General features: G+C 69.4%; 15 protein-coding genes. 4 read left to right on the top strand and 11 right to left on the bottom strand.

The window, feature by feature from the left end; genetic code table 11:
- The 7 genes from E0H45_RS23645 to E0H45_RS23615 all read right to left on the bottom strand — a co-directional run bounded on the left by E0H45_RS23645 (position 1) and on the right by E0H45_RS23615 (position 7333).
- A complete protein-coding gene (locus tag E0H45_RS23645) occupies positions 1–774 on the bottom strand; it encodes a hypothetical protein (RefSeq protein ID WP_131340970.1) in 774 nt (257 codons plus the stop codon).
- Positions 771–1292 (bottom strand): SigE family RNA polymerase sigma factor, encoded by a 522-nt coding sequence (locus tag E0H45_RS23640; protein ID WP_131340969.1) that lies wholly within the window; start codon positions 1290–1292, stop codon positions 771–773. The genes E0H45_RS23645 and E0H45_RS23640 overlap by 4 nt, the downstream gene beginning before the upstream one ends.
- Before the next feature lie 46 nt (positions 1293–1338).
- Positions 1339–2502: a Dyp-type peroxidase gene (locus tag E0H45_RS23635; RefSeq protein ID WP_131340967.1), complete on the bottom strand. Its 1164-nt coding sequence runs from the start codon at positions 2500–2502 to the stop codon at positions 1339–1341.
- The gene (locus E0H45_RS23630) at positions 2499–3002 is read right to left on the bottom strand and encodes a copper chaperone PCu(A)C (protein WP_131340965.1); all 504 of its coding nucleotides are present in this window, start codon (positions 3000–3002) and stop codon (positions 2499–2501) included. The genes E0H45_RS23635 and E0H45_RS23630 overlap by 4 nt, the downstream gene beginning before the upstream one ends.
- A 22-nt stretch (positions 3003–3024) precedes the next feature.
- A complete protein-coding gene (gene cphA / locus E0H45_RS23625; RefSeq protein WP_131340964.1) occupies positions 3025–5844 on the bottom strand; it encodes a cyanophycin synthetase in 2820 nt (939 codons plus the stop codon).
- Positions 5841–6917: a cyanophycinase gene (locus E0H45_RS23620; RefSeq protein ID WP_131340962.1), complete on the bottom strand. Its 1077-nt coding sequence runs from the start codon at positions 6915–6917 to the stop codon at positions 5841–5843. Before E0H45_RS23620 ends, cphA begins: the two co-directional genes overlap by 4 nt.
- A gap of 89 nt (positions 6918–7006) precedes the next feature.
- A complete protein-coding gene (locus tag E0H45_RS23615) occupies positions 7007–7333 on the bottom strand; it encodes a hypothetical protein (RefSeq protein ID WP_131340960.1) in 327 nt (108 codons plus the stop codon).
- A gap of 27 nt (positions 7334–7360) precedes the next feature.
- Between E0H45_RS23615 and E0H45_RS23610 the strand changes: the two genes are divergently transcribed.
- Entirely contained in the window at positions 7361–8203 is an 843-nt protein-coding gene (locus E0H45_RS23610; protein WP_131340958.1) for a hypothetical protein, read from the top strand.
- A gap of 136 nt (positions 8204–8339) precedes the next feature.
- Here E0H45_RS23610 and E0H45_RS23605 read toward each other — a convergent pair whose 3' ends face one another.
- The 4 genes from E0H45_RS23605 to E0H45_RS23590 all read right to left on the bottom strand — a co-directional run bounded on the left by E0H45_RS23605 (position 8340) and on the right by E0H45_RS23590 (position 12683).
- A complete protein-coding gene (locus E0H45_RS23605; RefSeq protein ID WP_131340956.1) occupies positions 8340–9707 on the bottom strand; it encodes a glycoside hydrolase family 16 protein in 1368 nt (455 codons plus the stop codon).
- Between the two features lie 63 nt (positions 9708–9770).
- A complete protein-coding gene (locus E0H45_RS23600; RefSeq protein WP_131340954.1) occupies positions 9771–10652 on the bottom strand; it encodes a GNAT family N-acetyltransferase in 882 nt (293 codons plus the stop codon).
- Between the two features lie 25 nt (positions 10653–10677).
- Complete coding sequence (gene serB / locus E0H45_RS23595; protein WP_131340952.1) at positions 10678–11895, bottom strand: phosphoserine phosphatase SerB; 1218 nt, start codon at positions 11893–11895, stop codon at positions 10678–10680.
- A gap of 53 nt (positions 11896–11948) precedes the next feature.
- A complete protein-coding gene (locus tag E0H45_RS23590) occupies positions 11949–12683 on the bottom strand; it encodes a hypothetical protein (protein ID WP_202872495.1) in 735 nt (244 codons plus the stop codon).
- Positions 12684–12744: 61 nt separating this feature from the next.
- Between E0H45_RS23590 and E0H45_RS23585 the strand changes: the two genes are divergently transcribed.
- The 3 genes from E0H45_RS23585 to E0H45_RS23575 all read left to right on the top strand — a co-directional run bounded on the left by E0H45_RS23585 (position 12745) and on the right by E0H45_RS23575 (position 15576).
- Complete coding sequence (locus tag E0H45_RS23585) at positions 12745–13527, top strand: ABC transporter ATP-binding protein (protein ID WP_131340950.1); 783 nt, start codon at positions 12745–12747, stop codon at positions 13525–13527.
- A gap of 195 nt (positions 13528–13722) precedes the next feature.
- Positions 13723–14250 (top strand): NfeD family protein, encoded by a 528-nt coding sequence (locus E0H45_RS23580; protein ID WP_131340948.1) that lies wholly within the window; start codon positions 13723–13725, stop codon positions 14248–14250.
- A gap of 183 nt (positions 14251–14433) precedes the next feature.
- Positions 14434–15576, top strand: coding sequence for an SPFH domain-containing protein (locus E0H45_RS23575; protein ID WP_131340946.1), 1143 nt, complete (start codon positions 14434–14436; stop codon positions 15574–15576).

Genomic DNA, 15576 nt, shown 5'->3' with positions numbered 1-15576 from the left:
TCAGCTCGGGCTGGGCGCGGGCTGTCCGGTGGCAGTCAGTGGCGTGACCGCGGTGAGGTCGGATTCGGCGGCGTCGATCACCAGTGCGAAGAACCTGAACCGGCTGCTGTTCGGCGTGCCGATCGCGTCCGTGGTGTAGGTCTTGCCGCCCGCGGTGATCTGGACTGTGCGCGCCTCGGCGGACACCGCGCCCATCACCATCGTGAAGTGGATCGGGGACGACAGGTTCGGGACGACCGCCGGGATGGTCCGGTATTTGGCCCGTTGGTCCGGCTGCCAGTTCTCGTAGAAGCAGTCTTTGGTGCCGCCGAAGGCCTTCGCCGGGCCCTCATCGGTGACGACGAGGCAGCCGGAGCTGTAGTACGACGCGACCGCCCAGCTCTCGTTCGGAATGCTGCCGCGGGCGACGTAGAACGCGGGCGCGTACTTGAGCGAGTCCGGCTGCGTCGTGAACGCCGGCTTGTCGGACCAGGGCTCCGGGAGCGGGGTGTACTTGAAGTCGAGGTGCTGGGTCTGCATCTTCGGCGCGGGACTCGGAGAGGGAGTAGCGATGCCGGGCTCTGCCGACCGGATCGAGCCGAGGACCGAGCTCGCCACGATGACTGCGGCCGTTGCGGCGGCCGCGCACACGGCCGCGGCAGTCGTACGGCGACGGACCTGGCGGCGCTTGATCCGCAGCCGGATCGGGGCCGCGGGGTCGGCGGGCTCGGGCCGCTCGTCGGTGAGGACGGCGAGCTTGGCGCCCAGGTCGTCGGGCAGGCGGTTGAGGTTCATGAGATCCCCCTTTCGGTCAGGTCGGCCAGCTCGTCCGGAGTGGCGAACGTGATGTCGGCGCGGAGCGCTTCGAGGCCCCTGCGGGTGTGCTGTTTCACGGCGCCGATCGAGCAGCCGAGGACTTCGGCGACAGTGCGCTCGGACAGGTCCTCGGCGTACCGGAGATAGACGGCCGCGCGCTGTCGTGGACTCAGGCGGGCCATCGCCTGGCGGAGCGCGAGGCGCTCGTCCACCTGGGCGGTGCCGGGGTCGACGACAGCCTCCGGCGGTGCGTCCGTCGGGCGTTCGCCGAGCCAGCGGCGCCGGCGACCGGACAGGAAGCTGCTGGCGACGATCTTGCGCAGGTAGGCCTCGGGGTTCCCGTTCTGCAGCTTCCGCCAGTGGAACCACAGTTTGGTGAACGCGTCCTGCGCGAGGTCTTCCGCCTTCTGATGGTCCAGGGTGAGCGCGTAGGCGAGCCGCGCGGTCGCGGTCCACCGCGCCCGAACGAACTCGTCGAAGTCATGCTCGGCTCTCATCGGCACACCCCTTACAACGCCTTGGACAGCGTCGCAGGGTGACAGCTCAGGTGAGAAGTTTCTGGCCGAGCCATTCGCCGGGCTGGAAGCCGGGTGGGAGGGCGAAGACTGCGGAGCCGATGGTGGTGGTCCACTCGTTGAGGGCGTCGACCGCGTCCAGGCGGGCGAGCAGGGGGAGGAACTGGCCTGCGACGTCCGCTTGGTGGCTGAGGAAGATCAGGCCGGATTCGCGGGTCGCGCCGGTGTCGTGGACGTAGTTCAGGCCCTTGCGGAAGATGCGGCGTCCGTCGTTCTCGCTGTGGTGCGAGAGGCGCGCGTGCGCGTTCTGCGCGATGACCGGACGGCCATCGGCGTCGCGGGCCTCGAGGTCGAGTTCGTCGTGCTCGGCGGTGCCGGTAAGCGGAGCGCCGGTGGAGAGTTTGCGGCCGACGGCGCGTTCCTGCTCGGAGCGGGTGAGCTCGTCCCAGGTGTCGAGGTTCAGCCGGATCCGCCGTACGACGAGCGTCGTACCGCCGCGGAACCAGTCGGGGCCGTCGGCGGACCAGACGGTCTGGTCGAACTCCGGCGTACCGAAGGCAGGGTTGCCGGTGCCGTCGACCTGGCCGAACAGGTTGCGGCCGGTGACTGGCTTGCCGTCCGGGCCGGTGCTGTCCCAGAAACCGGTCTGGCGCCAGATGGGGGTCGCGAACGGTTTCGCGTCCGCGATCAATCGCCGTACGGCGTGCACCACGCTGACCGCGTCGTCCGCGCCGACCATCACCAGCAGGTCACCGCCTGACCAGGCGGGCTGCAGCCGGTCGTGCTTCATCACCGGCAGGTCGTCGAGGCCCGGCGGGCGCTGCCCGGTCAGCTCGAACACCCGCGGCCCGAACCCGACCGTCACCGTCAGGCTCTTGTTGGCCACCGCCAACTCCGGTGCGGTGTCCCCAGGCGCAGCCCGCCCATCGGCCAACGCGATGATGTCGCTCGTCCACAGCCGCATCAACCGCCCGAGCCCGGCCCGATCGGTCCCGAGCTTGAAGCTGACCAACTCGGCCACCGCCGGCGCGGCTCGTGCGATCCCGGCTTGATGTTCGCCGTACGGCGAGATAGTCCGAGAAACAGGTGCCTCGGCGGTGTCGTTGTCGAGAGCAACGACAGCACCGCCCGTGGCCGCGGCGCCTGCTGCGGCGGCACCGGCGTACCCGAAGAACTGCCGTCTGGTCGTCACTTGGTGTGGTAGTGCTCTTCTTCCTCGGTGAAGGCCTTGACCGGGACCTTGAGGTCGTGGGTGGTGTTGTCGGAGAACTTGAGCGTGAGCGGGACCTCGTCACCGGGATTCAGCGGCCGCTTCAGCGACATCAGCATGATGTGGTCGCCGCCGGGGGAGAGGTGGGCGTGGGAGGCGGCGGGGACGGTGATGCCGCCGGACTTCTCGCGCATCACCATCTTGCCGTCCTGCATCGCCATCTCGTGAAGCTGCACCACCCCGGCGACCGGTGAAGTTGCCGAGGTCAACTTCACGTCGGTGTCACCGGGATTGGTCAGCGACAGGAACGCGGCCGTCATCGTGGTGTCCTTCGCGCCGGTCGTCGCCCGCACCCACGCGTCCTCGACGAGTACGCCCGGAGTGGTCACCGCCGCCACCTGAGCGGCCGGCTTCTCCGTCGAGCCGCACGACGACACCAGGAACGTGACAACGGCCGCGGCCGCCAGTAACTTCGTCTTCACGCAACGGCCAACGAGACTTGCCCTAGGCAAGTTCCCGCGGCGTCTCCTCTGTGATCTCTTCGTCGGGTTGCACGAAGTCTGGGTCGCCGCCCTCGTCACCGGACCGCGCGCCGGCCTGTGCCAGGTGCGATACCGATTCGAGCTCCGCGAGTACCGACTGGTGCTGGTCGACGCACAGGATCACGAGATCGCCCGGGTTCGAACGCTCCAACGCGAACCGCACCGCTTCGAGCTCGTCGAGTACGACGTCCACTCGCCGGCATCGCGCGCTGTTGTCCATCGCGGCCCGTACGCCGACCTGCACCAATCCCGCCGACTCGCCGCGCTTGCGCCCACGCAGCCGGGCGTCCTCGCGGACGATGACCACGTCGAAGTGCTGCGCCGCGACCTCACCGAGTTCGCGGATGTCGTCGTCGCGCCGGTCGCCCGCGGTCGCGATCACGCCGATCCGCGACGGCCGCCCGACCTCGGACGACGCGCTCAGGCTCTCCCCGAGCCGGTCGACGAAGTCGCCGAGCATCCGCATCGCCGGCGCGTTGTGGCAGTAGTCGACGATCACGCTGCGGCCGTCGACGTCGATCTCGTTCAGCCGGCCCGGCGACAGGTAGTACGACGTGTTGAACGTCCGCAGCCCCTGCCGGATGTCGTGCAACGGCGCACCCGCCGCGAACGCCGCCGCGGCCGCCGCCATCGCGTTCTGCACGTTCATCATCGCCCGCCCGCCGAACGTTGCCGGCAGCAAGTGAGTCCACGCGAGCTGCATCGACCGGCGCCCGTGCTTCACCACGATCATGTCGCCCAGGTCCGAGCGCTCCAGCACCACGGCCCGCCCGCCGCGGCGGCAGTGCCCCTCGATGTAGTCGCGGACCTCGCTGCCCGGCTCGGCCATGCTGAACCACACGACCTGCCCCGAGCACTTCCGGCGCATCTTCCGCACCAACGGGTCGTCGGCGTTCAGTACGGCGTACCCGGTCCGCGGCACCGCCTCGACCAGCACGGCCTTCACATCGGCCAACTGCTCGAGCGTGTCGATCCCGCGCAGGCCGAGGTGGTCCGGCTGCACGTTCAGGACGACGGCCACGTCGTTGCGCTCGTACCCGAGCCCCTCGCGCAGGATCCCGCCGCGCGCCACCTCGAACACCGCGAAGTCGACCCGCGGGTTCTGCAGCACCATCCGCGCGGACTTCGGGCCGGACGCATCCTGCCGGATCACGAGCCGCTCGTCGATCACGATGCCGTCGGTCGACGTCATCCCGACCTTGCGGCCCATGCCCTTGAAGACGTGGCTGATCATCCGCGAGGTGGTCGTCTTCCCGTTCGTCCCGGTGACGGCGACGATCGGGATCCGGCTGACCGCGCCGGGCGGGAACAGCATGTCCACCACCGGCTTCGCGATGTACTGCGGTTCGCCGATCGTCGGGTTGGTGTGCATCCGGAACCCGGGCGCCGCGTTCACCTCGCAGATCGCGCCGCCGGTCTCGCGCACCGGCTGGGTGATGTCCGGGCAGATGAAGTCGATACCGGCGATGTCGAGCCCGATCATCCGGGCAGCCTCCTCGGCGATCTCGACGTTCTCCGGGTGCGCCTCCCAGGTCCGGTCGATCGAGATCCCGCCGGTGGACATGTTGCCGGTCAGCGTCAGCTTCACCATCACGTCTTCGGGCGGTACGTCGTCCAGCTCGAAGCCCTGGTCGCGGACCAGTTGACGGGCGGCGTTGTTGACCGTGATCCGGGTCAGGATCTTCTCGTGCCCGACGCCGCGGCGCGGGTCGGCGTTGGTGATGTCGACGAGCTCGGCCACGGTGTGGACGCCGTCGCCGACCACGTGCGCGGGCACGCGTTCGGCGATCGCCTCCATCCGGCCGTTGATGATCAGGCACCGGTAGTCCTTGCCGGTGACGAAGTTCTCCACGATCACGAATCCGCGCCGGGACTGCTCGGCGGCGATCGGGAACGCCTCCCGGACCGCGTCCGCGTCCTGCAGGTTCAGGCAGACACCGCGGCCGTGGTTGCCGTCGAGCGGCTTGCACACGACCGGGTAGCCGATCTTGTTGGCGATCGAGACGGCAGCGTCGACCGTGCGGACCGACTCCGACCGCGGCACCGGCAGACCGGCCGAGGCAAGCAGTCGCGTGGTCAGGTCCTTGTCGCTGGCGACGTCGACCGCGATCGAGCCGGTCTCGGACGTCATGGTGGCCCGGATCCGCTTCGCGTGCACGCCCTGCCCGAGCTGGACCAGGCTGGCCTTGTTCAGCCGGATCCACGGGATGTCCCGGGACACCGCCTCGTCCACGATCGCCTGCGTGGACGGGCCGAACGCGGTCCGCTCGGCCTGCTTGATGAACTTCTCCAGCTCGGTGGTGAAGTCGAACGCGGGCTGTCCATCCTTCATTTGGGGCTGGACGAGGTTGTTCACGAACCGTACGGCGAGTTCACCCGCCGCGAGCCCGACCGCTTCGTCGGCGTACGCGTAGGTGATGTTGTAGACGCCGGGCGTGCCTTTGACCTGGCGCGTCTTGCCGCGGCGCATGTCGTGGCCGGCCTCCTGCTGGAGCTGCAGCGAGACGTGCTCGGCGATGTGGCCGAGCCAGGTGCCCTCGTCCAGACGCTCGATGAACCCGCCCTTGCGGCCACGCGAGCAGTGGTGCTGGTCGAGCCGCGGGAGGTCGGCGAGCAGCCGCTCGCTGAAGCCGGGGATGGTGTTCGACGGGAAGTTCTCGAGCGAGCCGAGGTCCACGACCAGGTGGATCGCGGGGTCGTAGCTCCAGATGTTCGGGCCGCGGTAGACGCGGGTCTCGATGATCTTCAGGTCGGGGGCCGGGGTGCCGTGCGTTTCGGTCATGGGTTTCCGTTGTCTGCTTGCGTCGGGTCGGGGGAGTCGGGTTCGGCGCCGGCCGTGATCGGCTCGGTCGCCCCCGGTCTGGACTCCCCGGCCCCGATCGCAGACTTCGCCGGCTTGGCCGACTTCGCGGTCCGGCGGCCCGCCCGCCGCTTCCGCTCCTCGTAGTACCTCGGCGACACTCCCTCGGCGGCGATCTCCTTGGCGAGCTTGCGCAGGTCGGCCTCGGCGGCCGCCATCTCAGCGATCTCCTCCGCCGGCGGCTGTGGGCCGTACGACAGCAGCACGCGGTTCTGCAGGTCGAATGTGGCGGTGGCCGGAAGGACGTGCAGTACGACGCCGGACGCGAGGATCGGCTCCGACCGCTTGGCGTTGTGGGCGTTCGACGTGATCCGGGTGCCGTCGAAGATCGTCACCGCCCCCCGGCCGACGACCTCCAGGTGGGTGCCGCGGACGACCGCCGCGGTGTCCTCGTCGACGCCGATCCCGAGCAGACCGGGGGACTGGGCAACGAGCGACAGCAGCCGGCCGTACCGGTTCCGCTGGGCGAAGTGCTGGTCGACGATCGCGCCCTGGACCAGGCCGAGTCCGCTGGACAGCTGGCTCATCCGCTGCCGCGGGGTGGCGCCGGAGCGGCCGAACGCGATCATGTGTTCGGCGAGGATGCTCGCGCCGGCCGACGTACCGCCGACGGCCGCACCGCGCGCATGAGCGGCGGTGACCGCGCGGCCGAACGCCGTACCCGTGACAACGCCCGCGAGCTTGAGCTGGTTGCCGCCGGTCATGAAGATCCCGGTCGCGTCGTTCAGCGGGGCGATGAAGGCCGGGTCGTCGGCGTCCTCCCGGTTCTCCGGGCGTACGCCGACGACGCTCTCGGCGCCGAGCGCCGCGAACAGCGCCCGGTACACGTCGACGACGTCGGGCCCGAGCGCGGACGCGGTGGGAACCACCACGATCCGTGCCTTGGACCCGCCCGCCGCCTCGACGAACTCCTGCAGCACCGTCCGCTTCTTCAGCTTGTCCTCGGCACCACCGATGGCGAACAGGGCTCCAGGCCCACCCTGCAGTTCAGACATACGCGAAGAATAGGTGCTCACCCCGCGCCGGACCGCATCCCGGTCGCCGCCCCCGCTCCAAAAATCCGACTTTGAGAAGCCACCAACCATTATCGGCGGCGATTCGTGGTCGGTGGCTTCTCAAAGTCGGTACGGCGAGGTACGGCGAGGTACGGCGAGGTACGGCGAGGTACGGCGAGGTTCGGCGGCGTTCGGCGAGGGGAGTTATCCACAGCGGGACTAGAAGCGTGGCGCGCGGGGGATGGGTTGTAGCGCATCCTGGCCGGATGGATCGGCTGGCTGAGGATGTTCGGCATCGATTGCTGCAGCTCGTTCGGACGCCGCGAGACCGGCAGGTTCTTCTCGCGGCGGGACTGCGAGACGCCGACCTGCGACGCCTCCTGAGGAGGCAGGTTCTGCAACACCACCACGGGCACTACATCGACAGTCGCTTGGACGAGGAGGTGGCACGGACAGCTTGCGCGCAGGCACTGCATCCAGGCTCGGTTGTCAGTCATTTCAGCGCGGCCGGCCTCGCGGGGCTGCACACCTGGACGGACAGTCGGCGTCAGTCGGCGCCTCGGACCGCCGCCGTCTGGTTGACACGGCCGGCCACGACGAAGCGGAACCAGCGCCGCCAGGACATCGTCGTACGACGTGCGACCCTGGACCCGGCCGATGTGTCTCGGCACCTGTGGCTGCCGGTCACCGGCGCGGCGAGAACCGTGGTGGATCTCGCTCGCACCTTGCCGTTCCGCGAGGCGATCGTGACCGTCGACGACGCACTGCGCAGCGGCGTCTCCGTCGGTGATCTCGAAAGCGTGATGGAGCGGCAGTTCCAGTGGCCGGGAATCCGTCGGGCGCGGAACACGATCGGCTTCGGCGATCCGAGGTCGGAGTCGGTGCTCGAGTCGATAGCCCGTGCGGTCTTCGCCGACGCCGGCTTGCCGCTGCCGATCCTCCAGGCCCAGTTCTGGGACGGCACTGCGTGGATGCCCGAACGTGTGGACTTCTGGTGGCCGCAGTTTCGGACGATCGGTGAGGCCGACGGCCTTGCGAAGTACGACAGCGAGAGCGCCGAGGAACGACGCCGGCAGTTGCGCCGCAGCTACCGGCGTGATCAGCGACTGAGCGATCGCGCTGTAGAGCTTGTGCACTTCGGCTGGGAGGACGTCCTCGATCCGCGATCGGATCTGATCGCCCGCCTCCGCGCAGCCTTCGCAAGAGGCAACTCTCGCCCCGGCGACCCGCCGATCTGGCGCGCCCCGGCCCCCCACAACCCCGCCCTCTGGCTCCACGCCGCCTAACCCCACCCCGCACTCACCACCGCACCGCGCCGGCCAGCCCCGGGACGTCGACTTTGAGAAGCCACCAACCATTCTCGGCGGCGATTCGTGGTTGGTGGCTTCTCAAAGTTGGGTTGAGGGCGTTCGGTACGGCGGGTTAGTGGGTGAACGTGAACCAGTTGAGGTTGACGTAGTCGGCGGGCTGGCCGCTGGTGAAGGTCAGGTAGACGTCGTGCACGCCGGTGACCGCGCTGATGTTGGCCGGGACCGATTGCCAGGACTGCCAGCCGCCGGTGTTGGCGATTGCGAAGCTGCCGATCGGGGCGTTGCTTCGACTGTCCAGGCGTACTTCGACCAGTCCGCTGACTCCGCCTGCCGCGCCGGACGCCACGCGGGCGACGAACTGGGTTGCTGGGGTGCTGCCGAAGTCGATGCTGCGATAGAGCGCCCAGTCACCGTTGCCTACCTGCATCAGGTTCTGGCCGCCGCCGGAGTCGGTGGTCGTCTCGACACCTGTGCCGGCCTGCTGCTGGAACGACTCGGCCTGCTGGGTGGTGTACGCGCTGCCGCCACCGCCTGGCGGGGGTGTGGTCGGTGGGGTGGTGCCGCCGCCCTTCGACGACACGGCCACGTAGTCCACGATCATCGGCTTGTCGGGCACCGTCGAGGCTCGCGGGGTCGGGCCGTTGAGCGCATCCGGGAACGCTCCGCCGATCGCGACGTTCAGGAGGACGAAGTAGCCGGCGTGCGAGGTCATGTTCGCCCACGTGTCGGCAGGCAGTTGGCCCTGACTGATCGAGTGGAACTGCTGTCCGTCGACGTACCAGCGCAACTGGTTCGGCGAGATGCTCGTGTCCCACTCGAAGCGGTAGGTGTGGAACCCGGCCTGGCAGGTCGCGCCCGGACAGGCCCGGTTGTTGGCGATCCCACTGGTCTCGTTGCACGGACCGCCGGGGTTCACGCCGCAGTGCAGCACGCCCCAGACGGAGTTGATCCCGTTGACGTTCTCCATGATGTCGAACTCGCCGATGCCCGGCCAGTTCCAGTAGTTCCCGCGGTACGGCGCACCGAGCGCCCAGAACGCCGGCCAGTAGCCGAGCGCGGCGTCACCGGTGACGTTCGGCATCTGGATCCGGCTCTCGATCGCCAGCACCCCACCCGCCGGCGGCTTGAAGTCGCTCCGCTGCGTCTCGACCCGGGCGGACGTCCAGTTCCCTGCACCGTCGCGCCGCGGCGTAATGCGCAGGTTCCCGGTGCCGTCGAGCGACAGGTTGTTCGGGCTGTTCGTGTAGTTCTGGATCTCCCCGGTACCCCAGTTCCCGGGCCCACCCGGGTAGCCGTGACCGGTATCGACGATCCAGTTGGCACCAGACGGCAACGCACCGCTAGCACCGTCAAAGTCATCACTCCAAACGGTCGTCCAGCCGGCTGGTGGCGGTGGGACGTTGGCCTCCGCGGCGACGCCGATCGAGACGACGGCGAGCAGTGGAACGACCAGGGCGAGTGCGATGGGGCGGAATCGCATGATGGCCTCCAGGTTTCGATGAGGCCAATGTGAGCGCTCTCACGGCGCAGTGTCAACAGTTCGTCACAGCTGGGTGCGGTACACCGTTGTGCTGCGGCGGACTGTCATGCCGAGGCGTTCGTACATGGCTAGGGCGCCTGTGCCGGAGTGGGTCCAGAGGGTGAGGGTTTGTTTGCCTCGGCGGCCGGCTCCTTCGGCTGCGGCGGTCAGGAGTGCGCGGGCCAGGCCGCGGCCGCGGTGGTCGCGGCGGACGGCCACCTGCTCGATGTACCCGTCGGGCGAGTCGGGGAGGTGCAGGCTGAGGGCCACGCCGATCACCTCGTCGCCGGCCACCGCGACCGGCGACAGTTCGGGATCGAAGCTGGGGCGCTCGATGGACGTCTTGGCCCACTCCTCGTACTCGTGCCGCCGCGGCTGCCATTCGTCGAAAGCGTCCTGCACCACCTGGTGCACAACCCGCTCGTCGCCCGGCGCGAACGGCCGCAACGTCACACCTTCGGGCACCACGGGCGCGGCACCCGCGACCGGTCGCTCGAGCAACCAGTTCGTCGCGTGTACGTCGTACCCGCGGGAGCGGAGCAACGCGGTACCGGCCTCGTCCGCGTCGTCGACCGTTTGCGCGAGCCAGTCACTGCCGTGCTCGCGGGCACGTGCCTCCGCCCAGTCGAGCAGCTGGGTCCCGAGGCCGAGACCGACGTACGACGGATGGACGTCGACCTGCGCGCGCCGCCCGCCGTGGACCCAGGCCCAAGCGACGAGCTCACCGTTCGCTGCTTCGATCACCCGGGTGTCGAGGTCGAGGGTGATGAGGGGGCGCTGCAGGTCGGCGGCCACTGCATCGGGGGCCGACTCCACCCGCCCGCGCCAGAGCTGCTCCGCCGCAGCGATCAGGCGGTGGATCGCGGGCGCGTCGTCAAGGGTGGCGGGCCGGGTCGAGAAGTCCATGGGCCTGATCGTGCCGTATGTGCGATCAGGTCGGTGTGTCGGCGTCCGCGGCTTCGACTTCCTCGCGGGTGATGCCGAGGAGATAGAGGATCGTGTCCAGGTACGGAACGCTCACGTGGGTGTCGGCGGCCGCGCGGACGACGGGCTTGGCGTTGAACGCAACGCCGAGGCCCGCGGCGGCCAGCATGTCGAGGTCGTTGGCGCCGTCGCCGATCGCGACCGTCTGGGACAACGGCGTACCGGACCGCTGGGCGAACTGGCGCAGCGCGGTCGCCTTGCCGGGGCGGTCGACGATCTCGCCGACGACCTGGCCGGTGAGAACGCCGTCAACGATCTCCAGCTCGTTGGCCTGCGCGTAGTCGATCCCGAGCTCCGCAGCCAGCTTGTCGGTGATCTGGCTGAACCCGCCGCTGACGATCGCGAACTGGTACCCGAGCCGCTTGAGCGTGCGGACCAGCGTGCGCGCACCGGGCGCCAGCTCGATCGCGGCGTACACCTCGTCGAGGGCTGTCGCGGGCAGTCCTTCGAGCGCCGCGACCCGGTTCCGCAGCGAGTCGGCGAAGTCCAGCTCGCCGCGCATCGCCTGCTCGGTGACGGCGGCGACCTCCTCCAGCCGGCCGGCGTGGTGGGCGAGCATCTCGATGACCTCGCCCTGGATGAGCGTCGAGTCGACGTCCATCACGATCAGTCGCTTGGCCCGCCGGTACAGCCCGCCGTCCTGGACGGCGATGTCGAGCCCCTGCCGGACGCCTTCCAGCGCGAGAACGGTCCGGAGCACTTCGGGATCGGCACCGGAGACGGCGAACTCCATCGCGGTCACCGGGTACCGCGCCATCCGGCTGATCCGGTCGATATTGGCGCCGGTGTCGGCGATCCGGCCGGCGACCGCGGCGAGTCCGGCTGCGGACAGCGGGCGGCCGATCACGGTCACCTGGCTGCGGCCCTTGCGCCGCGGCTCGTTGTCGCCGACACCCCTCTTCACCGAGATCTCGACGTCGAGGGCGGCGGCGAGCGCCTTCAGCTCTTCCTTCAGGCTCTTGTGGTCGCGCGGCGCGGACAGCAGCACGCCGAGCACCAGCCGGCCCCGGAGCACGACCTGCTCGGCGTCGATCACGTCGAGCCCGCGGGTCGCGAGCGTCGACAGTACGGCGGACGTCAGCCCCGGCCGGTCGCTGCCCGTCAACGTCACTAGCAACGTGGGCCGGTCGGCCGACGCGCTCTCACCCTCACTGAGCTCAGTCATCGCACCCCGAACGCTACCTAAGTGAGATGACCGTCCGGTGTCCGGTCCAAATCTCAGGCGTGAATCGGAGGCGCGCAGGCCGCCACCAACGCCCGCCGCGCCGCGGCGGCCAGCTCGAGCAGGGCACGCCGGCGAGCATCGGCCTCGGCCCCGGTGACCGCGGCGCCGTCGTCGTCGAGGGCGGCGTCCGCAATCGCGAGACAGCGCCGGGCCGTCGCCGCGGTCTTCACCGCGCGTGGCTCGTACCCCGGAGCCAGATCGTCACCGCGTCCCTGACCGATCCGCCGGATGTCGATCAGCGCGTCCGCGACCTCCGGCTTCCAGCGCGCGACATCCAGCGCGGCCAACGACTCGGCCGCCTCGATCAGCGCCATCCGCAACCCGCGGTCCGCCTCACCGAGGTCGGCAGGCAGCGGCGAAGCGGCCGGTAGCACGGTCCACTGCACCGCTGGACCGACGTACGCCGGAACGAGTCCGAGCTCCGGCCCCGTGAGTACGACGGCCTCGCCGGTCTCCAGCGCGGCCTCGTTGAACGTCGGCGGTCCGGCCAGGCCGATCGGGTCACCCGGCACCGGCAGCGCGAGATGCGCCTGCGTCGTACCCGCGGCGCGCAGCAGATTCAGGGCGACCGGCAGGGTGGCCGGCTCGGGATGGTTTGCGAGGCCCGCGACGTGGTGACCGACGTCGTCACCCAGGATCTTCTGCGCGGCGGTGTCGGGGTCGCAGGCACCGGTCAGCATCGCGTTCGTCCACACCGTGAACCGAAGCGAGGCGGAGGTCGTCAACACGCTCGCAAGTCTCTCACCACCCGACGACCGCCCGCCGACGGCGACCCCTTAGGTTTTGAGCATGACTGCAGTGGTGGAGCTGGCCGGGGTGACGATCGTCCGCGGTGACGCGCGGCTGCTCGACGGGATCGACTGGACGGTCGACGAGGCCGACCGCTGGGTGGTGATCGGGCCGAACGGCGCCGGCAAGACGACCCTGCTGCAGATCCTCGCCGCCCAGATGCACCCGACGGCCGGGGTCGCCGGACTGCTCGGTGAGGTGCTCGGCGCGGTCGACGTCTTCGAGCTGCGACCGCGGATCGGGTTGACCAGCGCCGCGCTCGCCGACCGGTTGCCGAAGAGCGAGCGGGTGTCCGACGTCGTCATGTCGGCGTCGTACGCCGTCCTCGGCCGCTGGATCGAGGAGTACGACGAACTCGATCACCAACGCGCCAACGCGTTGCTGGCCGAGCTCGGGATCGCGCACCTGGCCGACCGCACGTTCGGCACGCTGTCCGAGGGTGAGCGCAAGCGCGTCCAGATCGCCCGCGCGCTGATGACCGACCCCGAACTGATGCTGATGGACGAGCCCGCGGCCGGCCTCGACCTGACCGGACGCGAACAGCTGGTCCGCTCGCTCAGCTCGATCGCGACCGCGGTCGGGGCGCCCGCGATGGTGCTGGTCACGCATCACGTCGAGGAGATCCCGCCCGGCTTCACCCACGCCCTGCTCCTCAAGCAGGGCCGCATCGTCGCCGCCGGCCCGATGGACGAGGCGCTGACCGCCGAGACCCTCAGCGAGACCTTCGATCTGGCCCTCACCCTCAAGCAGGAGGACGGCCGCTACACCGCCCGCGCCCTCTGACCCCCAATTTGCCTGGCTCACCCACCAATTTCCCTGGCAGACCCAGCAACTTATGGGTTCTGGACTCTGGTTGCGGGTCAGGAACCCCCGAATTGGTGGGTTAGCCAGGGAAATGCGGTTGGGTGGGGGAGCGGTGGGGGGTGATGACGCGTCCAACATCTGCTTGAAAGCCCCCGAGGTAGATAGGCTTGGGAAATGATGGATTGGCTGCGGGACAACATGTGGGCGGCGTGGCTGACGATCGCTGCCGTCCTCGGCCTGGCTGAGCTGGCCTCGCTGGACTTCACGTTGCTGATGCTGGCCGCCGGTGCGCTCACCGCAGCCGGTGTGGCGGCGATCTTCCCGGGGCTGCTGTGGCTGCAGATCGTCGTCGGGTTGATCACCGCGGCCGCGATGCTCGCCGCGATCCGGCCGATGATCGTCCGGAAGATCCATCACGGCCAGGAGCTGAAGACCGGCTCCGCCCATGTGATCGGCAAGTCCGGTCTCGTGGTCAAGGAGATCCATCCCGACGGCGGCGGCTCGATCCGGCTCGGCGGTGAGCTGTGGACGGCCCGCCCGTACGACGAGGTGTCGACGATCGCCCCGGGGACGCGCGTCGAGGTGATGTCGATCGACGGCGCGACCGCGGTCGTCTACCCGGTCGGCGAGCCGCTGCACCACCAGCTGGACATGCCGGAACCGACCCAGGACCCCAAGCCGACGGACCCGCCCAAGAGCTGAAGCCGGCCAAGAGCAAGCCGCACAGCCGGTTGAGTGGTCCCCTCGGCGCAGTAGTGTCGAGGTGAGGGACGGGTGAAGTAGCTGCTCGATCAGGCATCCGACGCGCCGGGAACCGGTACGGCGCCTGCCCCGTCGATACGGAAGACTGTCCGTCCTGAGGGTCCGTTCGAGTGGAGGGTCAAAGTGACCGCGTTCCTCATAGTCCTGGCACTGGTCGCACTAGTGGTGATCGTGACCTTGGTCAAGTCCGTCCGGGTGGTGCAGCAGCAGACCGTCGGCATCGTCGAACGGTTCGGTAAGTTCAAGACCGGCCTGCAGCCGGGCCTGAACCTGCTGACCCCGTTCGTCGACAAGGTTCGCTACACCATCGACATGCGCGAGCAGGTGGTCGCGTTCCCGCCGCAGGGCGTCATCACCGAGGACAACCTGATGGTGTCGATCGACTCCGTCATCTACTTCCAGGTGAACGACCCGGTGCGCGCGACGTACGAGATCTCCAACTACATCCAGGCCATCGAGCAGCTCACCATGACCACGCTGCGGAACATCATCGGCGGCATGGACCTGGAGCAGACGCTGACCTCGCGTGAGGAGATCAACGAGAAGCTCCGGTACGTGCTGGACGAGGCGACCGGCAAGTGGGGCATCCGCGTCAACCGCGTCGAGCTGCGCTCGATCGACCCGCCGGCGTCGATCCAGGACTCGATGGAGAAGCAGATGCGCGCCGACCGTGACAAGCGCGCCGCGATCCTCACCGCGGAAGGTATGCGGCAGTCGGCCGTTCTGTCCGCCGAGGGCCAGAAGCAGTCCGCGATCCTCACCGCCGAAGGTGACAAGCAGTCCCGGATCCTGCGGGCCCAGGCCGAGCGGGAGGCGCGGATCCTGAAGGCGCAGGGTGAGGCGCAGGCCATCACGACGGTCTTCAACGCGATCCACGCCGGCAAGCCGGACCAGGGTCTGCTCGCGTACCAGTACCTGCAGATGCTGCCGTCGATCGCCCAGGGCGACGCGAACAAGCTGTGGATCGTGCCGAGCGAGATCGGTGACGCGCTCAAGGGTCTCGGCAGCGCGGTCGGCCAGGTGGCCGGGATCACGCAGAAGGCCGAGGGCAACTGGGAGGCGCCGGAGCTGTCCAACGGCGAGGTGGCGGAGCTCGACACGGGAGCGGCCGCGCCGGCCGCGGTGGTCGAGGCCGACAACGCGGTCCGCGAAGCGATCGCCGCGGCCGAGTCCGCGGCCGTCAGCACCCGCGGCCAGGCCACTCCGAGCATCCCGCCGCCGGCCCCCAGCCAGGAGCCGCCGGCGCAGGAACCGCCGCAGCGCTGA

This window comes from Kribbella soli (genome assembly GCF_004331345.1).
GTDB classification, from domain to species: domain Bacteria; phylum Actinomycetota; class Actinomycetes; order Propionibacteriales; family Kribbellaceae; genus Kribbella; species Kribbella soli.
This window is presented reverse-complemented; position numbering and strand designations above follow the sequence as displayed.